The organism is Psychrobacter sp. TB55-MNA-CIBAN-0194 (assembly GCF_040309505.1).
In the GTDB taxonomy this organism is placed as follows: Bacteria; Pseudomonadota; Gammaproteobacteria; order Pseudomonadales; family Moraxellaceae; genus Psychrobacter; species Psychrobacter fozii.
Genome location: NZ_JBEOOW010000004.1, coordinates 196,403 through 219,371 on the forward strand (window position 1 = coordinate 196,403; position 22,969 = coordinate 219,371).

Sequence of the window (22,969 nt, forward strand, 5' to 3'; positions counted from 1 at the left end):
GGCTTAACTGCGAGATTTACTTTTGCGCTGAGACATAGGATCAGCGCTTAAGCTGCGATATACCTCAATACGGTCAAAAGGCTGTAAGCGATAGCTAAGCGGTTGCTTCTGTGCGTAGATACCTACATGCCAACGCTTAGCAGTCGGAGTCACAATATCAGCAACCTCATCACACCATATTGCTAAATCCGGAAACTCTACCAACCAGCCTGCTTGCTTTAGTGCATCATACAGACTGGTATCACGGCTAACTTGTAACGCTGAGTAATGCTGACGCTTTTCATCTTCGGCATAGGCCAAATATACGGTCATTAACTTCGTCTGCTCTGACGGCAACACATCACTATTATCAACACCGCTATTTTGATCAGCTGTTAGCTTATCCACTGCATCACCCAACCTATCAAGGCCAATAACAGTGCAACTGGTACGACCAAACGTATCGCTATCCGCCATAAGTTATACAGCGCCTCATTGCCAAAGTTCAACGACTTACGCAAATGACTGATTTTCATCTGCCAACCTGCGAATATCGATAACAGCAACACTGCCACACTACTAATGATGACCAAAATACCGACCAACCACGTGGTTGGAATGGAAATGACTAACACCAGTGCTAGCACCAACGTCAGTCCCAAACTGACCAACAGCCCGAACTTGTGTGCCAACTGTTGCGTACTATAATGTAGCAGATAACTCGCGACAAACAACACCCCTACCCAATATAACAGCTGTCCAATTGGTGGTAATGACACACCGCTAATTAATAGTGCAACTACACCAACGATTAACTGCAATATCCAAATAGGTAGTACCAATTTGGTTGCACGATACTCAGCTGTCACTCGACTGTGAGCAGGCGTTTGCGCATTATAATTGTCTGTGTCTACTGCTGTTGCCGTCTGTTTGGTTATTAAATTTTGACCGAACCAGTACAAGCCTGTTCCTGCACCAACACTCACTAGCGCTAACGCTACTGCACGTGCCCATTCATTTAAGCTAATGTCAGTCATCGCAAAGTCGATACTAGGTAGACCATTCGCCACACCTAGTACCAAACCGACAACCATCAACCCGAGTCCAATCGCTAAAGGAGCAACGCCCACCAAACTCAATAATAGAGCGATGACCATCAAGCCCGCAGCGACTGCAAAGCTTGGCACATCAGGTGCGCTATTCAGTTCAGTCAATGCACCTAATATGCCAGAGCTTGCACCAGATACAACCAATGCTGCGATGATGATAGACACCAATGCTGCCAACCAACCAAAACTACGCCAGATTGGACTGGCATCTGCTTCACGAGTCAGCTTTTGCATCCCTGCTAATGGTGCCTCAACACTACGATAGGCCAACGCTATTTCAGCATAAATGACCGGCAATGATACCAGTACCATTGCTAGTAACCAAAGTAGCCAGAAATCAATCTCGCCAATAGATGCAGGTGCAAACCAACGAAACAAGAGTAACGGTAGCAGGGCTGCGATAAAGTAAGAGGCATAACGGATCATCATAATCTAAATCCAAACGAGCTAATATCATTCACAAAAATTAGAGTAGCAAGAAAAATGAGTGCAAGCGCTATACAATGTAGGCTAAATGACTTTGACACGGCTAATCATACTTTTTGAGTTTGATGTAAAGTGAATAACGATAATTTATAATTATACGGTACAAGGAAGAGCACCTGTATATATACTGCCCCTATAATATAAGGGATGAATAGTTATAAAAAAACCCCGAAATCGGGGTTTAATAATAAAACAATGACGGCTATACGGTCTAGAGATCAGTAGCGGCACTTACGAAGCATCTACTACGTACTCGTAAACAGTATTAATAAATTAGTGAACAGCACTTACGTAGTCTGACAAGATACGAATATCATGATCTGACAGTTTCGACGCAACTGTCTGCATCATACCCATATCGCCTTCTTTCGCTGCATCGTTGACTCGCTTTTGGTCATCACTGTCGATATCATCGACACGGCCAGCGGCACGGAAGAGTTTTAGCTGAGTAGATATGTATTCTGCGTGCTGACCGCCTAGCTTTGGAAATGCCGCCCAAGTGTTACCAGCAGCATCTGGCCCATGACAACCCGCACAGCCGATAACGCCGCGTGATTTGTCACCACCTAAGAATAACTTAGAGGCTGCTTGATTGGTCGCAGGGTTACCAAAGCCAACACCCCAAGGCGCTTGACTAGCATAGTAACCAGCCACGTTGGCCAAGTCTTGCTGCGATAAGTTCGCAACTTGCGATTGCATGATGCCATTCTTGCGGTAACCCGCTTTAAAATTGACCAGCTGTTTATAAAGATATTTGACGTTTTGGCCACCTAAGTTAGGCTGCGCAGGGACAACACTAACACCAGTAGCACCATGACAGGCAGCACATACGGTTTCTGCGATTTGCTTACCAGCATTGACGTCGTGTTCAGGAACAATAATAGCAGCTTGTACGCTGAAACTTGCAACGCATAAGCTGGCAGCAGCGATTAACTTTTTCATTGATACAAATCCTACTAACTCGGTGTAAGTATTATTGAGAATGAGTGTACTAATAAGACACCTGATACAAACTGCCTTATAATTAGCGAGGCAAGTATATGATTTAAGGTCTTGGCCACAAACAATCTGAAAGTACTTACTAACATCAGGGTTTATTTTCGATTATTATAGCAAGACTTTGTAGCATTTGCCTACTTAATCGTCACATCAGTCAGTTTTTCTAACAAAGCACGCTAGGATACTCACAAAAAATAAAAAGCGCATAAGAGTCGTAAAACCCAGCGCTTTGTTTAGTATGACTTTGTCTTATTCCCGCATCTATTACTTGCTCATATATTCAATAAGCTTACGATAGTCATCATCACTGCAAGCGTCACAAAGACCGCCAGCAGGCATTTGAATCATACCGCTTTTGACTGAATTGATCAGCGTAGGCATGCTTTTTTGCTTTATGAGCTGCTGCCATTTCGCACTATCACCTTTTTTAATCGCATTTAGCGCCCCACTATCGTGGCAAGCTGCACATGAGTTATTATAGGTCGTGGCGGTATCAGCAGAGTTTGCGTTGGTCATAAAGACGGTGCTTAGTACTAATGTCGAAACACTAGCTATTAGAATACGGCGAGCTTGGCTAAAAAGCGTGGTGATTGAAATCATATAACACCCCTTTTGCTATCTTATTCGTTTAATCACTCTTCCTATTAAACGTCTTCCATTTATTGGATCTTATTGAATATTGTAACAATATATGTCATCTAAATATAGATAAATCGAGTTTCACTTTGGTAATGCATTTGGTATAGCGATAACCAGTACCCATGACTTTAATGTTATGTTGCTATTTATATGATGCTAATCGCAGTTATTTCAATAAGTAAGACCACTAATAGTATAGAATGGTCAGTAATTTGAAACGACTGCTTTTACGACCCATGAACACTGGAAATTGCAACGCACAACGTTGCTCAGTCTTTTGTCGAATGCACCGCTTTCTCAACCAGCTAAATCAAATTTTATAACCGTATCCAATTTTTTAAGATTAATGAGCCATTTATGAATACCCCGTTTACAGATGTCGCCGCCGAACATGCGGTGTTCAACACCAAATCCCGTCAAAAGATTCAGCAAACTGAATTTATGATGTCAGCACCTACTTTTCGCCTTTGCCCACCTGACATGGGGCTAGAAGTTGCTTTTGCCGGACGTTCAAACGCAGGCAAATCGTCGGCTATTAATGCCTTGACCAATCAGCGCCAATTGGCACGTTCGTCTAAGACACCTGGACGTACGCAGATGATTAACTTTTTTAGTATCGGTGATGCTGATAGACGCTTAGTTGATTTACCTGGTTATGGCTATGCAGCGGTGCCACTTGAGATGAAAAAAGAGTGGCAAGTTGAGCTAGAAGAGTACTTGGTATCACGCTCAAGCCTTGCCGGTTTGGTACTGATGACTGACATTCGTCATCCATTGAAATTCTTTGATGAGCAAATGCTACGTTGGGCAAATGATGGCGAACTGCCAGTACATATCTTGCTAACCAAAGCAGACAAACTGAAATATGGCGCATCCAAGAATGCTCTACTGAATACTCGTAAAAGGCTAAAAGAGCTGGGGTTGAATTGCACCATTCAGCTATTTTCAGCTTTGAGAAAGGAAGGCTTAGATGAGTTGGCTGGGATAATGGGCAACTGGTATGAGTACCAGCTTGATGCAGACAAAATTATTGAGTCCTCTTTTGCATTGCTAGAAGGCGAAGAGCTAGAAGACGCCATTGAAAAAGATAGCGCTGAAAAAGAAGGCGCTCAAAACGAGAGCAAATAGCTATTATGGTTTGCTATAAAAAAAGGGTTTATCGTTATTATCGATAAACCCTTTTTTATTGTCACAAAAATCATATTGTAGCGACACTATTAAATAGCTAAGCCACTCAAATTGAACTTATCCACATAAGATTTTAGCCAGTGCTTCTGGTGTATCGACCTGATAAGTAGGCTGCTGCGCGGCAAGCTCAGCATTAGATGCTGTACCATAATCCACCGCTATGCTAGTCATGCCTAGCTGAGTTGCCATTTGAATATCGTAGATACTATCACCGATAAATACGGCATCGGCGATTTGCTGCTGTGTATACTCTAAAATATCGATAAGCATCTGTGGATCAGGTTTTGAGCCTGCTTCATCGGCACAGCGCGTCATCACAAAGTAATGATGACTCTCTGAAGCATCTAGCACACGCTCCAAGCCTTTTCGCTTTTTACCCGTTGCGACCGCTAGTTTTTTACCCTGCTGCTGTAAAGTCTGCAACATACCTTCTATAGGCGTAAAAAGCGGCGTACTGTGGCTGTTGGCAATATAGTACTCTGCATAGCTTTGTTGAATAGCCAGCTTCTGCGACTCATCTGCTTGCGGATACAAAATCTCAATGCCGTTCATCAAGCTAAGGCCAATGATGTCCTGCACGGCTTTATCAGTCGTCTGAAACCCATGTGCCTGTCCTGCCACATGCATCGACTCAACGATTAAACCAATTGAGTCCATCAATGTACCATCCCAATCAAAAATAATCAGCGTCTTATCTGCTAACTGATGATTGACTAGTAACGAAGCGCTTTCGGTAGAAGTTGTAGTACTGGCTACAGTTTGTTCACTCATGAATAGGCCTTAGCGAATAGCGATAATAAAGTGTAGATACGAAAACGTCACGGCGACTTATTAAGAGAAATAAGAGTTCGTGACGTTTAGGATGGATACTTAATAGGTAAAGCGTTGACTATGCTACTTATTCAGGCAATGTAATTTGCTCTGGTAGCCAATCTGCCATGTCATCTGGTAGCGGTGCGGTAATGGTTTCATAACCTGGAATATCTAAGCGCCATGCATGTAAGCACAGGCGATGAACACCTGACTTGTCATGTACGTTATATTTATCATCACCCAAGATAGCATGACCAATATGAGCCAAATGCACACGAATTTGATGCGTGCGCCCAGTCAGTGGCTTGGCTTCAATCAAACTCACTGGCTGATCAGCAATCATAAAACGACCATGAACGACAATATCTGTCTGGCTTTCTTTAGATTGTGGGTCTTGCTTATCTACTTTGACGCGGCGTTCACCACTAGCGACTGTATAGCGTAGTAATGACGCATCAATACGTTGCTCGTTTAGCGCTGGTTGGCCTTTTGCGATACACAAGTAGTGCTTCTGGATGGTTTTGTCTACTAGGTGCTGTTGCAATGCTTTTAGCGCTGAGCGTTTTTTAGAAATCATCAACAGACCTGACGTATCTTTATCAATGCGATGTATCAGTTCTAGGTATTTTTTACCTGTGACTTCACGCATGGCTTCGATGACGCCAAAGTCTAAACCACTACCGCCATGAACGGCGATACCAGAAGGCTTATTCAGCACTAGCATCCCTTCATCTTCGTAAACCACGCGTGCTAATAAACTCTTAGCAAACTCAGTGCTAATGATAGGTTTTTCACGGGTAGCGAGTACCACTGGCGCGATACGTACCACGTCTTCACGCTGTACTCTATCGTGCGCTTTGCAGCGTTTGTTATTGACACGTATTTCATCAGAGCGAATCATTTTATAAATATGCGGTTTTGGTAAACCTTTTAAGCGGTTCAACAAAAAGTTATCCAAGCGTTGGTCGTGCTGATGGCGTGTTACTTCAAGATAATTAACCTTACCAAAGTTGCTGATTTCATCGTCAGCGCTTTGCGGGCGTGTTTTGCTATTAAAGATAGCAGGAGCTTCGTGGGTAGGTGCGTCTTCAGTCATTTTTGAGTTCGTCATTTTTAGTTAGGTATTTACACAAAGATTTGCTATAGTTTAGCATGTTGAGCGACAATTAAGCAGAGGCTGCGGCAATAATCATTGTTGTTTCAGATAGCTGGCCACCATTTTTGCTACTTGCTAGCAACAAGGTATAAGCTGTATACCCTGCCAATATTGTACGTTTCATCTAATTTTAAGGTGTACTATCTGTTTAAAAAAATATCCATTACCGATATTTGTAGATATTAGCCCATAAATTGAAAGAACAGCACTGACTTTTATGCAGTGCCATAACATTAAATAGTGACACTAAATACCTTTGTGTTAATAAATTCAGCATTAATAAATTTGGCAAAATGCCTATTTATCAATCGCTAATAACACTACATTGACTCACAACCTGCATAACAATGACATTTTTTGATAGTCCTTTATGCGAGCGTAGCTGAGCAAGTATGGGTGATTTAGCATTAGGATCGAAAAGTATATCGATAGCTGCCTAAGTATTGGTGGTCAAACAGATGACGATAACAATGTAAATACAGCACCACGCCGATAGCCTGGTCATTTATTCTGTTTGCCAAGTACGCCCCGCTAATAACCAAAGCCGCGATGCCTAACCTTAAAACACCCAAGATATTATTGACGTTATACTAGAAAGAACGATAAATAAAAAATGACCAATTGCTTTACCTAGAGAGATAATTGCTGAATAACTATTTTATATAATAGTACTCATAACAGCGATATTATTGCTAGACTTTGATGGATTGACTGCAACAGCAATATATCTTTTCAATATTTTTAAGCCAGTAACTGACCGTCGATTGCTCTTACAAAGCGTGCTGACATCACTACCAACAGAACTTACTGATAATGAAAATTTAATAGTATGCTGATGCATGAACATTTAAACCAAGCCTATCAATAATAAGATATGAATAGATAGCCTTACACCCTATACGATTTATATTTACGTTAGCACTGCTCACCTGCTTTAGGTAAAAATAAGCCATTAAAAAAGCCCAAGCGCTTTATTAAATACATCATTTACGTTCTACCGTTGACTAACGTCTACCAATGCTAATAACACATTAGCCATACTTGCCATCACGCCCTAAAGCCCGTCTCGTCGTTGTTATGCGTACTCATAGGATACAAATATGAAACGCATTTTGATCAACGCTACTCAAAACGAAGAAATTCGTGTCGCCTTATGTAAAGGCAATCATCTGTACGATTTCGACTTAGAAAACCGTACCCGTGAACAAAAAAAATCTAACATCTATAAAGGTCATGTGACCCGTGTCGAGCCGTCTCTAGAAGCCGTGTTCGTTGAATATGGTTCACAGCGTCAAGGGTTTTTACCGATTCGTGAAATCTCTGCTGAATATCTAAGCGGTAACCCACGTGACGAAAATATCAAAAAACTGATCAAAGAAGGCGATGAATTAATCGTCCAAGTTGAGAAAGAAGAGCGTGGCAATAAAGGCGCTGCCTTATCGACTTACGTCTCATTAGCAGGTCGCTATCTGGTATTGATGCCAAACAACCCTCGCGGCGGTGGTATCTCACGTCAAATCTCGGGTAAACTTCGCGAAGACATGAAGCGTATGCTGAGCAATCTTGATTTGCCAAAAGGTATGAGTGTCATCATTCGTACTGCTGGTATTGGTAAAACTCAAGAAGACTTGCAACACGATTTGAACCACCTTCTCAATATCTGGCAGGCCATCCAAGAACAAAACCAAAAATATCCTTCGCCGCGCTTGGTTCACCAAGAAGCGGGCGTTGTCACACGTGCCGTTCGTGATTATCTACGTGATGACATCGCTGAAATTTGGATCGATAATGAAAACGCTTATATTGAAGCGGCAGGCTTTATCGATGCAGTGATGCCAAAACAAGCTGAAAAATTGCGTAAATATACTGATTATGAGCCGATGTTTTCGCGCTTTAATATCGAAAAACAAATCGAAACAGCCTATCAGCGTGAAGTTCGTTTGCCTTCAGGTGGCTCAATCGTTATTGACCAAACGGAAGCACTGGTCTCTATCGATATCAACTCAGCCAAATCGACCAAAGGTTCAGATGTCGCTGAAACTGCCTACCATACTAACTTAGAAGCCGCTGATGAGATTGCTCGTCAGCTACGTTTGCGTGATATGGGTGGTTTGATTGTCATTGATTTCATCGATATGAATGACAATAAGCATCAAAAAGAAGTGGAAAAACGTCTGATTGATGCCACTAAATATGACCGTGCACGCGTTCAATTCGGTGATATTTCTAAATTTGGTCTCATGGAAATGAGCCGTCAGCGTCTACGTCCTTCACTAGAAGAATCAACTGGCTATATCTGCCCACGTTGCCACGGTAACGGCATGATTCGTGACTTGCGCTCATTGTCACTATCTATCATGCGTCAGATTGAGCAAATCGCTCTAAAAGAACGTCAAGGTGAAGTACAAGCAGAAGTACCAACTGATATCGCAGCATTCTTGTTAAATGAAAAACGCGACAGCTTGGTATATCTTGAGCAAGACAGCGGCACTCGTATCACGATATTACCGCACGCACATTTGGAATCACCAAACTTTAAGCTGCACTTCAATCGTGATGGTTTTGCTCCATCAAGCTATGAGCGTATTACGGATACCGCCCAAGAACATAGCGATTTGGGCTATGAAGTTGACTGGCAAACGGCTGAAAAAGAACGTCCAGAACAACAGCCTACTCGTCAGCCACGTCAAGCAGTAGATAATAAGGCTGCTAATAATAAGCCAAGCAATACCGTTGAGCATAGCAACGATCATCGCAACAATAAAAGTGCTGCTAACGTTTCATCTGCGCGTGCACCGCAAGCCAGTAAAAGCCAAAGTGTTGCAGCACCTGTCGCTCCAGTAGCGGCTCAAGCACCAGCTCCTGCACATGTTGAGACGGCTGCACAGCCACAAGCCGTAGCATGGTTGTCAAATCTATTTGCTCAAGCACCACAAGCATCGACAACCCCTAGCGTGAGCAGCCGTGATGCAGCAGAAGCTATTGAAGCACTCGTAAACACTGGCGCACAAAGCTTAGGCTCATTTGGACAAACTGATAACAGTGCGTTGACTACTGCAGCTAACCCTGCGCAAGCAACTCAGCAGCACAGTAATCAGAAGAATGAGGCTCAGCAGTCAAATAACGACACCAATCGTCAGCAAGATCGTCGTGCCTCTGACAGCGACACTGATGATAGTAATAATGAAGACAGAAGAAGACGTAAACCGCGTAAATCTAGATCTTCTAAGCCGCGTCAAAGAAAAGATCAAACAGATGAGACTAGCAATAATGTAAGTAGCGATGCTGATAGCAACACGTCAGAGAATGCTGCAAATAATGTCGCAAATAATGCTGATGACAAACAGTCAAGCAATCAGGACAAACGTCAGCATGACAATAGACGTACGAATGATCGTAATCGCAACAATCGTCAAGACAGTAATAACCAAAATAGTAACCGCAACGCAAACGCGCGTAACACTGCTGATGACAAAGAAAGCGAAGCATCAGAGGAGCAAGTTCGCACTAAACGTAAATCGCACACCCAGCGCGGCTCACGTGGCAAGCTAGAGCGCGGTGAAACGCTAACAGCTGAAAATGTTAAACAACACAATCAGCAAGCGACGGCAAGCAATAACGGCGGTAGAAACCAAGCCAATACGCGCCGCAATCAGAACCCTAACGAAGTCGTGCTACAAGTCAACGAAGCACCTGCTGCACTTAAGCCATCAGAAGTTGTGCATCTGTCGTTAGATGACAGTAAGTCAACACAGGCAAAACCTCAACCTACTGAAAAGCAAAGTTCAACAAATGACGTTGCGAAAGATGAAGTAGCCAAAGCGCCTAATGCTCAACCGCAGACTAACAGCAGAAGCGCTGATAAAAAAGAGGCTGATGTTAAGGTCACGGCTGAAAAAACGACGGACAATAATGCTGTAGAAGTTAGCGAAGCTAAGGTTGATAGCACTGCTAAAGACGATAGTCATAATGGCCAAAACAACGTCGTGAAAGCTGATGCTAACACTGATATCAAAAACCCTGTCGTAGATGAGCAGTCAGTATCCAAAAGTGATAAAGACAGCGCATCTGACACTGTGAAGCCAGTAGTTGCTGAAGCAGATAGCACGCCAGTAGCAGAGAAACCTCAGGAAGCGAATACGCCTGATGAAGCTGCTACTGATGAAACTACTAAGAGCAGTAATGAGGGTGACAATGCTGAGAAAGCTGCGAGCGCTCAAACTACTAGCCCTAGCGTAGAGGCTAGTAATCGTGGTAGCAATGATAGTGACAGCGCCAAGAATAACTCTGCACTTGAGCTGACACATGAAGCATTGTTTGCGACACGCTACGTGACTGCTGAGAAGTTTGGTCAAGCCAGTAACGATCCACGTGTTGTGCTTAGTCAGCAGGCACAAGTGATGCCAAAGCCTCAAGTCAACGAGCAAGCAGCTGTAAGCGTGCCAGCGATTCGCGGTACGGTTGGTGAGTTTATTCGTGCGACGTTGCCAGAAGCACAGACTCGCTTAACAGCAGATGGCGTGATCAACTGCTTTATCGAGACAGTTGCGTTGCACATGGCGCAAGCTCAGGGCTCTGATAATAGTGTAACCGTAAGCGCTATCGATAGTAACGAGCTTGCAACTCAGAGCTTTAACTTTAGCAACTACGGCTATCAGCCATTAGCAGCCGACTATCTAGCACGCTTCGAAACGTTGACCCAAGCGGTCAGTCAGTTTGCAGCCACGCAAGGTAAAACCGACGTTGAACCTCGCGCTATCGGCAAACGTGCTAGCAATGATCCACGTGGTCAGCACCCTGACTATCAGGAGCCAGCCGTGTTGAGCTTACCGACTGAACAAGCGGCTGATACTAGTACTGAGCAAGCAGTCTCTGAAAAAGCGGAGAACGAAGTAGATGCTCATAATGTAGAGGCTCATGCACTAGCCAGTCAGGCTCAAACGGACGACGTCAGTGCTGATAGCGAGCAACTGCTAGAGGCAGATCAAGCCTTATCAGAGTCTACCAACCAGCCAGCTGAAGAAAACACGGCTGCTGAAAACGTAGATTCCGAAGAGACTAGCGTCACAAGTGATGAAGCAACTGCTGACACTGCTATCGAACCAGCACCTGAAGCTAAAGTAGAAGAGCCTACTAAAGAAGAAATTCAGGCGGCAAAGTCAAAAACCACAATAGCCAGCTATAAAAACATGATCGAAAATGTGGCTGAGCAACTATTACCTCAGACAGGTATGTTCAACTTAACCACACCTAAAGTCCCAAAGGCTCGCACTCGTAAGCCTAAGACGGATCATAAGAAGCCAACGCAAGCAGAGCAGTTGGATAGTGATAACTCAGACAGCTAATAGTCATTAGTTACTCTAAACGTAAAAAGCCCCGCATATTATATGCGGGGCTTTTTATTGCCTGCTAGCTAGAACTTATAAACTTTAATGAGCAGTAGACTCTTTACCACCGCGCACGTTATTGATGGCAGTGATGATAAACAAAACAATTGCACCAACCACGAATCCAAGAATACCATGCAATAACATAGTGACCAAACCTTCTAGTACCCCTATCTGATGCACAATGCCTTCTAAAAAATGCTCTAAAGGTGCAATACCATGGGCGATAATACCACCACCCACTAAAAACATAGCTATCGTGCCAGCAATGGATAAAAACTTCATCAGCTTTGGTGCAGCAGACAGCATAAACTGACCAAGCTTGCGAGTACCATCGCTAGCATCTGGCTTCTCAATCAGATGTAGCCCCGCATCATCAATTTTTACAATACCGGCAACCAGACCATAAATACCAATGGTCACAACAATAGCAACGATAGAAAGCACGATTCCTTTCTCTAAGATACCTGCTCCTGCTGCAGTTATTGCGCCTAAAGAGATGACTAAGATTTCAGCTGACAAAATAAAGTCAGTACGAATAGCCCCTTTGATTTTATCTTTTTCAAACGCGACCATATCCACATTATCATCCGCATTTGCCGCACGTCGTGCTTCATGAACTTCGTCATGTGGTAATAGCTTTGGCCAAAATTTATGAATGACCTTTTCGGCTCCTTCAAAACTCAGGTATAGACCACCTATCATGAGTAAAGGCGTGATTAACCAAGGTATAAAATAACTGATGAGTAGTGCTGCTGGTACTAAGATAAGCTTGTTGACGAACGAGCCTTTAGCCACTGCCCAGATGACAGGTAGTTCACGACTTGGTCTAACGCCAGTTACTTGCTCAGCGTTGAGTGCTAAATCATCCCCAACCAAACCGGCTGTTTTTTTAGCAGCTACCTTGGTCATGACAGCTACGTCATCCATCAATAGGCTCATGTCATCAAGTAAAAGTAATAAACTGGCGCCTGCCATGTGTGTTCCTTATTATGAATTTTTTGAAATAAATAGTGATAAGCGTATTATTATATAGAGTCTGATAAAAACAATGTTAAATACTACTATGGTTAATTTTATATAAGCTAGATATGGTTTTAGAGTTGTTCAGCCTATTATTTGTGATACTTTTACTAGCCTTCTTTATATTCGAACTCTCTTAAAACACTCATATTAATAGCCTAGCGATACAAACATAGATATTAAATAGTACAAATGTATCTAATTTTTTGAGTTTATCTTTATCAATACTACTATAATCATAGTCGATATAGACCAATAGCCTGTGGCTGTTATTTACCATAAATATGTTAATATAGACGACATTACCGCTTACCTTACATGACCGATACTTTCCTAAATCTCCTTAATATTCAAAATTTTAAGGGGTTTTTCATGCACTATCATATATGTAATTTCATCACCTTCTTTCTAAAAAAAAATTTATGACTAGGCTCGATGCCGATAGGACACCCATATGCCACTTCCCTTTGTAAAAAACACCTTGGCTCGTAAGCGCTTTCCTCAAAGTAACTTATCTCGTTTTATGATGAGTGCCTTGCTTGTTGTTGTGGCGGCAGGCTGCTCAAATAATGCAGCGGATGCAACCAGCAATACCAGTGTTGTCAACAATACAAAGACCAACGTCAGCACCACTAAAACGTCAACGGGTAACGATGCTACCGTGGTAGATGCGTTGCAAGCGAACTTGAAAGCGTCTGGCATTGAAGAGAAAATTATTTCAGCAGTACCAACTGATATGGACGGGATTTATTGGGTAACCGCAGAAGGGTTACCTCCTTTCTTTGCTGACAAAGTTGGTAAGCACATTATTCAAGGGCAAATCATCGCGGTAGGTCAAGGCGCTCCTGTCGATATTAGTGCGGCCTTGGTTGCTACTACAGCCCAAGAAGCACTGAAAGCAGTCGATAAAAAAGACATGGTTATCTATCCGGCAAAAGGCGAAACGAAGGCTATCATTTATGCCTTTACCGATGCCGACTGTGGTTATTGCCGTAAATTGCATTCAGAAATAGATGACATCAATGCACGCGGTGTCGAAGTGCGTTATTTAGCATGGCCACGCAGCCAAGAGTCCGTGCCAAAGATGGAAGCGATTTGGTGTAGTGAAGATCGTCACGCCGCCATGAATCAGGCAAAAATAGGTGCCAATATTCAAGCGCCTAGCTGTGTCAATCCTGTGCAAGAGCATATGGCGCTTGGTACCAAACTTGGTGTACGTGGTACTCCAGCTATCTTTACTGAAGCAGGACAACAAATTGGCGGCTATTTACCTGCAGCACAATTGGCTGAAGCAGCTGGCGCTAACTAAAATTTATCAGATGATTTAATGATTTGTGACACTTATCGTTGTTTCGAGATAATTCAGATATAGGCAAGGCGAGTGAAAGTACGACACATAGTAGATGGAACAAACCTAACCACATGTCTGACTTATCTAGAATAGACGGTATAACGATTGCGACATTGTATAGACGTCACAACTGCTTGTCGGTATGATACGATAAAGTGCTATGAAAAATCTGCAGCATACTTTTATTTGAGCATTTTTTATTCAACTATAATGGCGCCGTGATAATACGACTACTGTCAAAATTCGCTGAATACTATTCGCAAATTTGACTCGTAATGGCTTTATACTTGGTTCATTATATTTAACCTCTTGAGGATACTGTGAGCAATTCCATCAAACTAGCGATACTTGGTCTGGGCACCGTCGGAACGGGCGTGATCAATCTAATTAATGATAACTTAGATGAGCTAAAACGCCGTAGCGGACGCAATATTATTATTACCGAAGTGGGTACGCGCCGTCAGCGTGATGATATTGATCCCGATATTATTCAAAACAGTGACTTGATGGCAATTGCTGCGAGCGAAAATGTCGATATCGTGATCGAAGTGATCGGTGGTACGACCTTAGCCAAAGACGTCATCATGCACGCTATTAAAAATGGCAAGCATGTGGTCACTGCAAACAAAGCGCTGTTAGCTGAGCATGGCAATGAGATTTTTGCTTTTGCTGAAGCCAATAATGTCCACGTTGCTTATGAAGCAGCCGTGGCAGGCGGTATTCCAATCATCAAAGTGATGCGTGAAGCACTCGCTGCCAATAAAATCGACTGGCTTGCAGGTATCATCAACGGTACTGGCAACTTTATCATGACTGAAATGCGTGACAAAGGTCGCCCGTTTGCAGACGTACTGAACGAAGCGCAAGAGCTGGGTTATGCTGAAGCAGATCCAACTTTTGATGTTGAAGGGATTGATGCGGCGCACAAATTAGCCCTACTCGCCTCTATCGCTTTTGGTATTCCATTACAGTTTGATAAAGTCTACTGTGAGGGTATCACTGGCATTACTTTACAAGATGTGAACTATGCGGAAGAGCTTGGCTACCGTATCAAGCATTTAGGATTTGCCGTACGCCGTAATGGCCAAGGCGACAATAATGCCGCTGGTATTGAGCTACGCGTACACCCAACGCTTATTCCACAAGATGCACTACTCGCCAACGTCAATGGCGTAAAAAATGCCGTATTGGTTAACTCTCACCCACTTGGGCAGACACTCTATTGTGGTGATGGTGCTGGCGCTGGCGCGACGGCTTCTGCAGTCATGGCCGATGTCATGGATTTGGTTCGCGTATTGGGTAGTACAGACAATGACGACCAAGGTAGCAATAATCAAAACAACCATGGTCACCATGTACCGCACTTGGCCTTTATCCCTGAGCAACTATCAGATACACCGATATTACGTGCCGAGCAGATGACCACTGGTTATTATTTGCGTGTGCATGCTAATGACAATCCAGGTGTACTCGCGGATATTACCCGTATCCTAAGCGATGCTGGTATCAATATCGATGCGATTTTGCAAAAGCCTGCGCATAAAGTGGGTCAAGTACCCGTGATTATCTTGACGCTACCTGTAGTCGAGAGTCAGATGAATCTAGCCATTGAAAAAATTGAAAAGCTAGAGACTATTACTGATAAAGTAGTACGCATTCGCTTAGATGAGCTAGCGTAAGAAAATCCAAAACCTGCTAGATTATCAGCGTTTGATCATTAGTAAATGTTTGATTTTACTCAACGTAAGATACTCTCATTTAAAATACGTAAAAAGGAATAATAAAAATGTCAAATGATGCAATTGTAATTCTAAACGGCGCACGTACACCAATGGGCGGCTTCCAAGGCGCGTTGCAAGACATGAGCGCAACTGATCTTGGCGCTGCTGCTATCAAAGCTGCGGTTGAGCGCTCAGGTGTGAGTGTTGATAGTATTGATGAAGTTATCATGGGCTGTATCTTGACCGCAGGTTTAGGACAAGGTCCTGCACGTCAAGCCATGCGTAAAGCTGGTCTGTCTGATGCTACTGGTGCTGTCACTATCAACAAGCTATGCGGCTCAGGTCTAAAAGCAGTGATGCAAGCACATGACGGTATCAAAGCAGGCAGCTTCAATGTTGCCGTTGCTGGTGGCATGGAGTCTATGACCAATGCCCCTTACCTTATGCCAGGATCACGTGGCGGCTATCGTATGGGACACAAAGAAGTCAAAGATCATATGTTCTTAGATGGTCTAGAAGATGCTGAGACTGGTAAGCTCATGGGCAACTTTGCTCAAGAAATGGCAAATGAAAAAGGCTATACACGCGAGCAAATGGATGCGTTTGCTATTGAATCGCTGAATCGTGCGCTAACAGCTATCAAAGATGGTCACTTCGTAGACGAGATCGAAGCCGTTACCTTTAAAACCCGTAAAGGTGAGCAAACCGTTGATACTGATGAGCAACCAGCACTTGCCAATGCTGATCGTATCCCGACTTTACGTCCTGCCTTTGCAAAAGACGGTACTATCACTGCTGCAAACGCCAGCTCAATATCTGATGGTGCTGCTGCCGTTGTCGTCATGAAAGAGTCTCAAGCAAAAGCTGAAGGTTTAGATTACCAAGCGCGTATCATCGCGACTGCTTCTAACTCTCGTCATCCAAGCGAATTCACCATTGCCCCAATTGGTGCGATTGAAAAAGTATTGGCTAGCGCTGGTTGGTCAGTGGCAGATGTCGATCTATGGGAAATCAACGAAGCCTTTGCTATGGTGACCATGGCTACTATGGACGAGCTAAAAATTGAACATGCTAAGGTCAATATCGAAGGTGGTGCTTGTGCGCTGGGTCATCCAGTAGGCTGCTCTGGCGCTCGTATCTTAGTTACGCTTATTAACTCTCTAAAGCGTACAGGCGGCAAAAAAGGCGTTGCTACGCTATGTATTGGTGGCGGTGAAGCCGTTGCTATTGCGATAGAACTTGCCTAGCATTTCAAACTACCTGAAATTTAAGCATGTTAATGACTTAGCAGGTTCAAACTAGGTTAATAACTTTAAATTTTTACTAATTTTCTTAATATTCAAAAACCGCAGCGCTTATTACTCTGCGGTTTTTTTGTGTCTATCAATTCTCAACACGCATAGAACATTACTCTCTGTAAAGTCGCGTTAACTTATACCCCTAGCTATGTTATGCCACTTACAGCCTATTACACGCAATTACTTCAAGTGCACACTTTGCTACCTTGCTCATATATCTCATCAAAAATCATGATGTTAGGATTGTTTCAAGTCAACGTAGAAGCATTTCTTAATGACTTGATACCTGTTTTATTATAAAAATAACTTTTCAAAAATATGATATTTCTACAATAACTGTCAATAATTAACTCATAAAAAAGGAATACAACAATGAGCCAACTAATTCGTTTAAAAGACATCCAAGCAACTCACCATGACCTTATCGGTGACGACTATTACGACCCAACAGGCAAAACTGCCTATGGTGTCAATGAAGAAAAAATCGGTAAAATTGAAGGTGCACTAGTAGAAGATACGACAGGCCGTATCCGTTACTTAATCGTTGATGCGGGCGGTTGGTTCAGCTCAAAAGAAGTGTTAGTACCAGCAGGTTTAGCACGTATCGTTGGAGATGATGTATTTTTCGATAGCTTAACACAAGCACAAGTTGAAGCGATGGAAGTATATGACCATGACTATCAATACAGCTATAAAGATCAGTATCAAAAAGACCGTCAGGCATTTGTCGCTGATACCGTCCCTGTTGCTGAACGTATGGAAATCGAAGACCATGCTTATGACGCACCAAACACGCTAGAGCTACTAGAAGAGCGTTTAACTGTCAATAAAGACCGCATCGTTGCAGGCTTAGTGAAAGTTGGTAAGCATATCGTGACTGAAGAGCGTAATGTTGATGTTGAGCTAGAAGAAGAACACGCCAATATCCAACGTACTAATGTGGATCGTCCAACAGACCGTCGTATCGGTGAAGTAAATGGCAACGAAACTGTGGAAGTTGAGCTACAGGCTGAACGTGCTCGTGTCGGTAAAGAAACTTATGTCACTGAAGAAGTAAATGTTGGCAAGACGACTGAACGCCATACCGAAACTATCGTTGAAACCATTCAGCGTGAAGAGTTGGATGTTGACCGCGACGGTAACGTAGTCGACCGTGAAGGTAACATCATAGACCGTGATGGCATCACTGCAGAAGACGTACGCCGTGCTCGTGGTATGTAATATGCCAAGCCATCGTATCTTTGCTCGGCTCCAGCCAAAAGTGTCTTTAAAGCAAAATACGATAGTAATAAGCAACTAAAGATATTTACTTAATAACTTAAGATCAGAGCATGTCTCTGGTCTTTTTTTGCTAATGAGTCTGACAAAATTAATGATAACGTTAAATCAACCAAACTTCTTAATATTGACGCTCCATTAGCTGTATAACTATAAATACTGCCCACTTATAAGGAAATTATGATGACGATTGATAACAATAATAAATTTCACAAAGACAGCACCCATGATGAGCAAGTCATATTATCTAATCAAGAACGTGATATCAAAAATATCGGTAATGGCGATACGGATGGCTACTTAGAACTATTAGAAGAACGTCCTGTCATCAACAAGGAACGCCTAGATGTAGGCAAAGTAACCGTCACCAAACATGCACGCACCAAAACCATTGATGTACCTATTGAGCTCGTAGAAGAGTATATTACTATTCGTACTGAATACCATGATGCAGACAGTCAGGATCTGTTATCTGGTGATTACGATAAGCAGGACATACTGCGTCATGTTGAGCCATCACTTGATAGTAAAGCCGTCGTCACTGTCAACGGTAAGCAAATTGAAATTGGTGATGAACCTATCGAAATAGTCTTATCTCGCCAAGTAGCCACTATTACCAAAGATACTTATGTTATCCAAGAAGTCGATATCAGCAAGACCACCCATAAGCATACCGACACTATCCAAGTAGCGCTTAAGCATGAAGAGTTAGATGTGACGGAAGAAGGGTTTTTAGAACATGAGTCTGAATCTGGTACTACAAATAAATAATGTCTGACCAATTTCCCAAAAATTAGAGATAAAAAAAGCAACGATAACGTTGCTTTTTTTGACGGCTATCATTGATTCACTTTATACAAGATGATGTATTTCTGGGATACATTTATTAAAACCTTTAGCGATCTTTATATGCAGCAATTGAAGAAAACTTATACTGAAAGTGCATCGTGACAGTCATGATTGTCTTATTTTGCACTACTATGTCTAGTTAACATCACTATCGCTATCTTCATCTACCGAAATAACACTACCCTCTTCGACTTCATCTACAGACGTATCTGATGTATCGATGATTATATTATTAGGTTCAGCAGGTTCGGCAGACATCGGCACCGTTTCTTCAGTATCGGCACCATGCGCCATGTCTACGTCTGTCTCTGATTTTTGCTGACAGGCACTGATAGATAGAACACCTGCAAGCAGTGCGCTCAACACGACTGAGCCACGTAACCGTTTTAATAACTCTACACTCATAACACACTCCCAAATAAACATGTTAAACACTATAGCCTTTCAATAAATTCACGCCTATGCCGAATTTGTAAGCAATCAATACAGCATAACTGAGAATTTTAATAGAGTCAGCTTTACTATCGAAAAATTATAGAATGATACTAGTGGCTACGAAAAAGCCCCTATCCGCTTCAGATAAGGGCATTTCATAATACGCGACTAATACATCACTACTAATGCTCAAATACCCATGTTTGATATGTATTTATGGATAATCGAAACTATATTTTCCCATGACATTGTTTGTACTTGAGGCCTGAACCACAAGGACAAAGTGCATTACGACTGATATTTGAGCCAGCATATGGATTTGGTTCATCATCACCTGCTATAGCACCACTCACACCAGCTGCTGCAACACCGCCACCTAGAGTACTACTTTGGGCTTGAGCCTGACCAGCGGCTCTATTTTCGTTGCTATCTAGGTTATCCACACCATCATGCTCGAACTGCATTTGCATATGAGCGGCATTTTCACGCTGCTGAATCTCTAACGCTTCTAACTCTTCTTTGGTTGGAATATGTACACGTGATAAGTCTTGTACAGTCTCAGACTTGATAGCACCAAGCATCATTTGGAATAACTCAAACGACTCACGCTTATATTCTTGCTCAGGGTTTTTCTGTGCATAGCCACGTAGATGAATACCTTTACGGAGCTGATCCATCTGGGTCAAATGCTCTTTCCAGTGTTTATCTAAACTCTGGAGCATAAAGTGGCGCTCAAGCTGAGCTGCGTCTTGTTCACCCATCTGGTCACGACGACCATGATAACGTTCTAACGCTGTTTGGACGATTTTTTCACGCAGGCCTTCTTCATCTAAACGGCGATCTTCATCAAGCCAGTCATTAATCGGCATTGAGATTTTGAACTCGTCTTCTAGCTCATCTTCAAGACCGTCGACATTCCATTGGTCATCAATAGAGCCCGGCGGAATAAATTGATTGATCATCGCGTTGTAGACTTCACGATGCATCACTTCAAGAGCATCGAGCAAATCCATCTCTGCCAATAAATCATCACGCTGACCATAGATGACTTTACGCTGCTCATTGGCAACATCATCATACTTCAACAGATTTTTACGGGCATCAAAATCGCGGCTCTCTACTTTGCCTTGCGCATTCTCAATTGATTTAGAAACCATTTTATGTTCGATGGCTTCATCTTCTTTGAGACCCATCGCACGCATCATATTGACCACGCGATCGCCTGCGAAGATGCGCATGAGATCATCTTCTAATGACAAGAAGAAGCGCGACATACCTGGATCACCCTGACGACCAGCACGACCACGTAGCTGATTATCAATACGGCGTGATTCATGACGTTCAGAACCAATGATATGCAAACCACCCGCAGCTACCACTTGGTCATGCTTAACTTGCCACTGGGCTTTTAGGCGCTGCATTTCTTCAGGGCTGACAGAATCAATATCTTCAATAAACGACTGCCAGTTACCACCAAGGATAATATCGGTACCACGACCTGCCATGTTGGTCGCGATAGTGACAGATTTTGGGCTACCTGCCTGTGCGATAATCTCAGCTTCACGCTCATGCTGCTTGGCATTCAAGACGTTATGTTTGACGTTTTCTTGATCCAATAAATAAGACAACTCTTCACTGGCTTCAATCGTCGCCGTACCAACCAATACTGGTGCGCCTTTGGCTTGAATCTCTTTGATTTCGCGGATGATGCCTTTGTATTTCCCTAACTTGGTTAAGAAAATCTGGTCATCCATATCAATACGAGCAATCGGCTCATGCGTTGGAATGACGATGACATCTAGATCATATGTAGACTTAAATTCTGCCGCTTCAGTATCAGCAGTACCCGTCATACCTGATAGCTTTTCATACAGACGGAAGTAGTTCTGGAATGTGGTGGTCGCAAGCGTTTGGTTTTCTGCTTGAATTTCAGCGTTTTCTTTGGCTTCTACCGCTTGATGCAGACCTTCTGACCAGCGACGACCAGGCATCGTACGACCAGTATTTTCATCAACGATGACCACTTCGCCTTCATCGACGATGTAATGAACGTTTTTAACAAACACATGATGGGCACGAATAGCTGCCTGTACGTGAGCCAATAACGGCAGACGGCTTGGGCTATATAAACTTTCATTTTCGCCAAGTTCACCGACTTCGATTAAGAAACGCTCGATTTTTTCATAGCCTTTTTCACTAATCTCAATCTGACGGTTCTTTTCATCAATCCAGAAATCTTCTTCTTCGTTATTCTTATTGGCTTCTTCATCTTTTGAACGAATAAGTACCGGAATAATCGTATTAATTAGCGCATACATACGTGACGAATCTTCGGCTTGGCCTGAAATAATCAACGGCGTACGTGCTTCATCAATTAAGATAGAGTCAATTTCATCAATAATACAGAAGTTTAGCGCGCGCTGTTTTTTCTCTTCTAACTTAAATACCATGTTATCGCGTAGGTAATCAAAACCGTATTCGTTATTGGTACCATAAGTAATATCGGCTTGGTAAGCGGCGATTTTTTCTTGTGGTGGCTGCTGCGAATAAATAACGCCAACCGTCATACCCAAAAATCCAAACAACGGACGGTTTAATTCAGCATCACGCGCAGCCAAGTAATCATTGACCGTGACCAGATGTACACCTTTACCGCTGATGGCGTTTAGGTACATAGCCAAGGTACCCATCAAGGTTTTACCTTCACCAGTCTTCATCTCAGCGATTTTGCCTTCGTGCAAGGTGATACCACCGATCAGCTGCACATCGTAGTGACGCATACCATTGACACGTAGTGATGCTTCGCGGCAGACGGCAAAAGCTTCTGGCAATAATGCATCTAAGCTCTCACCGTTTTGATGACGTGCTTTAAACTCTGCGGTTTTTTGCTGTAATTGCTCATCAGACAGGGCTTGTATTTCGGCCTCTCGTGCGTTGATTTTGCTGACCACTTTACGCATGCGTTTCAATTCACGCTCGTTTTTAGTGCCAACGACACTGCCTATAATCTTTGATAACATAATTTTTTGACCTATGGAAATATTCGATAATTAGTGCGCATTAGCCAACGCTTAGCTCGCTGCCTTGTCATTATCCGGCTAACTATAGTCAAAGAAGTCTAAAACAGCTACAAGACAGCCAACTGCAGATAGTACAAGTCGTACATCTAAGGAGGGTAACGCCGTAGCTATTTAGTGGTTCTCTGACTATACCACTCAATGAAGTATCGCCTAATGAAGTATTGCCCAATTAAGTGTG

16 protein-coding genes are annotated in these 22,969 nt (G+C 42.9%); 7 read left to right on the forward strand and 9 right to left on the reverse strand.

Annotated elements, in window-relative coordinates:
- Positions 1–3: 3 nt before the first annotated feature.
- The 4 genes from AAEY75_RS06530 to AAEY75_RS06545 form a co-directional block, all read right to left on the reverse strand.
- Positions 4–387 (reverse strand): RnfH family protein, encoded by a 384-nt coding sequence (locus tag AAEY75_RS06530; RefSeq protein ID WP_320158617.1) that lies wholly within the window; start codon positions 385–387, stop codon positions 4–6.
- The gene (locus AAEY75_RS06535; RefSeq protein ID WP_197215782.1) at positions 375–1,517 is read right to left on the reverse strand and encodes a hypothetical protein; all 1,143 of its coding nucleotides are present in this window, start codon (positions 1,515–1,517) and stop codon (positions 375–377) included. The genes AAEY75_RS06530 and AAEY75_RS06535 overlap by 13 nt, the downstream gene beginning before the upstream one ends.
- Before the next feature lie 330 nt (positions 1,518–1,847).
- Complete coding sequence (locus tag AAEY75_RS06540; RefSeq protein WP_110921827.1) at positions 1,848–2,516, reverse strand: c-type cytochrome; 669 nt, start codon at positions 2,514–2,516, stop codon at positions 1,848–1,850.
- Between the two features lie 321 nt (positions 2,517–2,837).
- A complete protein-coding gene (locus AAEY75_RS06545; RefSeq protein ID WP_197099768.1) occupies positions 2,838–3,173 on the reverse strand; it encodes a c-type cytochrome in 336 nt (111 codons plus the stop codon).
- Between the two features lie 396 nt (positions 3,174–3,569).
- Between AAEY75_RS06545 and yihA the strand changes: the two genes are divergently transcribed.
- Positions 3,570–4,340: a ribosome biogenesis GTP-binding protein YihA/YsxC gene (gene yihA / locus AAEY75_RS06550; RefSeq protein ID WP_201549215.1), complete on the forward strand. Its 771-nt coding sequence runs from the start codon at positions 3,570–3,572 to the stop codon at positions 4,338–4,340.
- Between the two features lie 117 nt (positions 4,341–4,457).
- Here the strand turns inward: yihA and AAEY75_RS06555 are convergent, their stop codons facing one another.
- On the reverse strand, positions 4,458–5,171 hold the full coding sequence (locus AAEY75_RS06555; RefSeq protein WP_197215778.1) for an HAD family hydrolase: 714 nt from the start codon (positions 5,169–5,171) through the stop codon (positions 4,458–4,460).
- 127 nt (positions 5,172–5,298) lie between these two features.
- The gene (locus tag AAEY75_RS06560) at positions 5,299–6,309 is read right to left on the reverse strand and encodes an RluA family pseudouridine synthase (protein WP_197099765.1); all 1,011 of its coding nucleotides are present in this window, start codon (positions 6,307–6,309) and stop codon (positions 5,299–5,301) included.
- Positions 6,310–7,469: 1,160 nt separating this feature from the next.
- Between AAEY75_RS06560 and AAEY75_RS06565 the strand changes: the two genes are divergently transcribed.
- Entirely contained in the window at positions 7,470–11,714 is a 4,245-nt protein-coding gene (locus tag AAEY75_RS06565) for an Rne/Rng family ribonuclease (RefSeq protein ID WP_352259151.1), read from the forward strand.
- 84 nt (positions 11,715–11,798) lie between these two features.
- On the opposite strand, the gene AAEY75_RS06570 is transcribed toward AAEY75_RS06565, so the two are convergent.
- Complete coding sequence (locus AAEY75_RS06570) at positions 11,799–12,734, reverse strand: DUF808 domain-containing protein (RefSeq protein WP_352259152.1); 936 nt, start codon at positions 12,732–12,734, stop codon at positions 11,799–11,801.
- A 499-nt stretch (positions 12,735–13,233) separates the two neighbouring features.
- Between AAEY75_RS06570 and AAEY75_RS06575 the strand changes: the two genes are divergently transcribed.
- The 5 genes from AAEY75_RS06575 (at position 13,234) to AAEY75_RS06595 (ending at position 19,198) form a co-directional block, all read left to right on the forward strand.
- Complete coding sequence (locus tag AAEY75_RS06575; protein WP_352259153.1) at positions 13,234–14,088, forward strand: DsbC family protein; 855 nt, start codon at positions 13,234–13,236, stop codon at positions 14,086–14,088.
- A gap of 362 nt (positions 14,089–14,450) precedes the next feature.
- Complete coding sequence (locus AAEY75_RS06580) at positions 14,451–15,809, forward strand: homoserine dehydrogenase (protein ID WP_352259154.1); 1,359 nt, start codon at positions 14,451–14,453, stop codon at positions 15,807–15,809.
- Positions 15,810–15,916: 107 nt separating this feature from the next.
- Positions 15,917–17,098: a thiolase family protein gene (locus tag AAEY75_RS06585; RefSeq protein ID WP_197215767.1), complete on the forward strand. Its 1,182-nt coding sequence runs from the start codon at positions 15,917–15,919 to the stop codon at positions 17,096–17,098.
- Positions 17,099–17,521: 423 nt separating this feature from the next.
- Positions 17,522–18,370: a DUF2382 domain-containing protein gene (locus tag AAEY75_RS06590; RefSeq protein WP_197215765.1), complete on the forward strand. Its 849-nt coding sequence runs from the start codon at positions 17,522–17,524 to the stop codon at positions 18,368–18,370.
- 237 nt (positions 18,371–18,607) lie between these two features.
- A complete protein-coding gene (locus AAEY75_RS06595) occupies positions 18,608–19,198 on the forward strand; it encodes a YsnF/AvaK domain-containing protein (protein WP_197215763.1) in 591 nt (196 codons plus the stop codon).
- 213 nt (positions 19,199–19,411) lie between these two features.
- Here the strand turns inward: AAEY75_RS06595 and AAEY75_RS06600 are convergent, their stop codons facing one another.
- Positions 19,412–19,681, reverse strand: coding sequence for a hypothetical protein (locus AAEY75_RS06600; protein WP_197215761.1), 270 nt, complete (start codon positions 19,679–19,681; stop codon positions 19,412–19,414).
- A gap of 260 nt (positions 19,682–19,941) precedes the next feature.
- Positions 19,942–22,731: a preprotein translocase subunit SecA gene (secA, locus tag AAEY75_RS06605; protein ID WP_197215760.1), complete on the reverse strand. Its 2,790-nt coding sequence runs from the start codon at positions 22,729–22,731 to the stop codon at positions 19,942–19,944.
- Positions 22,732–22,969 lie beyond the last annotated feature (238 nt).